Source organism: Paenibacillus sp. 01T422 (assembly GCF_056398785.1).
In genome coordinates, this window is the sequence record NZ_JBFTQB010001080.1 from 1 (window position 1) to 1,885 (window position 1,885).

Genomic DNA, 1,885 nt, shown 5'->3' on the forward strand with positions numbered 1-1,885 from the left:
GAATACAGAGTCCCACAGCCACATCGCTTGGTGAGGAACACGATCAGGCGTGGACCAGTGCTGATGAATGACTCCCTCAGATGCCAGTGTGTTGACTTTCATCACGCTAAGACACTTCAGAAGCAGCCGTTCCTTCAATGGATCATCCAGTTTGGGAACATGCTCATAAAATTGCAGCCTCGCTTCCGTTTCTTCCCAGGCATCGAAGGTCAGCCCCTGCACTACCCGGCTGACAGCTTCATCTAGCTGGCTTCCGTAAGCTAATGCCCAGCGTTTTTCGTCTCTTAGCAGAACGATATAATCCCTTCCGTTTGTTGCCTCCGTTATGATGAGGGTATCTTGTGTCCAGGCTTTGCCTCCCTCTTCTTCTTCAAAGCTTAGCCGGATATCAACGGTCGCAGGAGCCACCCCGATAAGCGTATGCCAACTCTGATAAACCGCCAGCAGCGGGCCTTCATCCAGTTCCATTAACATGACGTCTCCCGTGGCTATTCGATTCTCGCCTGACTGGGGAACGACAAATTGTAGCCATCTGCGCTTCGGAGTATGAAATAGTAGGCTGATCTCTTCAGTTCCCACAGAAGCTACGAATTGCGAATTCGAATCCGTTTGTCCGTCATATCCAGAGAAAGCAAACAGTGCTCCCTCTTTCCACAGATCTGGTAAATGTTTCTGAACATGCAGCGCCATCTTGCCCGTCAAATTTGCTCTCTCCTCTATGAACCCATTTATTGAATTAATTATCGCGTATTTCAGACATCAGGTTCTATAGAAGAAATTGCGCTTTCATTACAAGATTTTGCTCTTTTCTTCGTTTCGGTACGTCATAGACTGTGATATACTCAGAATCATCTAATAGATAAGGCTGGTGAGCAGCATTGGATGCTTTGAAGAAAATTGAACCCTTCGAAGGTAGGCGCTTTCCTTTACGAATGACCGAAGTTATTAGCTGTTTTCACCTGGTAAGGCCCCATTGGCACGATCACCTCGAGTTTATTCAGCTCATGGAAGGTGAAGCTCAAATTCATATCGATAATCGAACCTTTGTCGTGCGAGCACCAGCTATTCTATTTATTAATAGTTGCAAGATTCATTCGATGCAATCCCTTAATGGCAAAAGCAGTACCATCCATGGGATGATCTTCGATATGTCCTTGTTATCCGGCTCTTTTGAGCATTCCGAATTACAGCATTTATTCGCCCGCTTCATACAGACTGCTCCCATTCTGGAGCCCATCCTCCCCTCACATCCGTTATGGAACGAACTTACGACCCATTTTGAATTAGCATACAAAGAGTACGCGGCACAAGACATTGGTTGTGAGCTCGTCATCAAATCGTCCCTGTATCGCATGATGATTCCTATGCTTCGCGGATTTCAGCAAGTGCTGTCTCTATCGAAAGACTTGAACAAAAGCTTTGATCAATATAAACGGCTCAAACCTGCTATTGATTTCATAGAGTCCAGTTATGCTCAAAAGATTTATACCGATACCCTTGGTGGGCTGGTAAATTTGAGCCCTTTTCATTTTACCCGTTTATTTAAAAAGGTCACTGGACTCCCCCCGATGAACTATATCAACCGCTATCGGGTAGAAATGGCCAAACGATTACTGATCGAAAAAGACCTCACCATTACGCAAATTGCAGAACGCACTGGTTTCTGTAATGTGAATTACTTTGATAAAGTATTTAAGGAAATGAATGGGTTCACGCCGCAAGAGTTAAGGAAACAGTTCACTGATGGTTAAGTAGATTGATAATAATGAATTGAAGTAAGTTTCTTCGCCCCTTGTAAGACTAGCTCTGTCATTTGACTCCAAGTTTCTTCTTTCCACCGGGTTGTCGGAATTGAGATGCTCATCGCGGCTATTAATTCTTGATT

At 44.6% G+C, this 1,885-nt stretch carries 2 protein-coding genes; one reads left to right on the plus strand and one right to left on the minus strand.

The features are described from left to right. The coding region (locus AC1DUA_RS35715; protein ID WP_477504249.1) for a hypothetical protein at positions 1-702 on the minus strand (702 nt) is incomplete at its 3' end. Positions 703-932: 230 nt separating this feature from the next. Here AC1DUA_RS35715 and AC1DUA_RS35720 point away from each other — a divergent pair. Continuing rightward, on the plus strand, positions 933-1,751 hold the full coding sequence (locus AC1DUA_RS35720; RefSeq protein WP_477504250.1) for a helix-turn-helix domain-containing protein: 819 nt from the start codon (positions 933-935) through the stop codon (positions 1,749-1,751). The last annotated feature ends 134 nt before the right edge of the window (positions 1,752-1,885 follow it).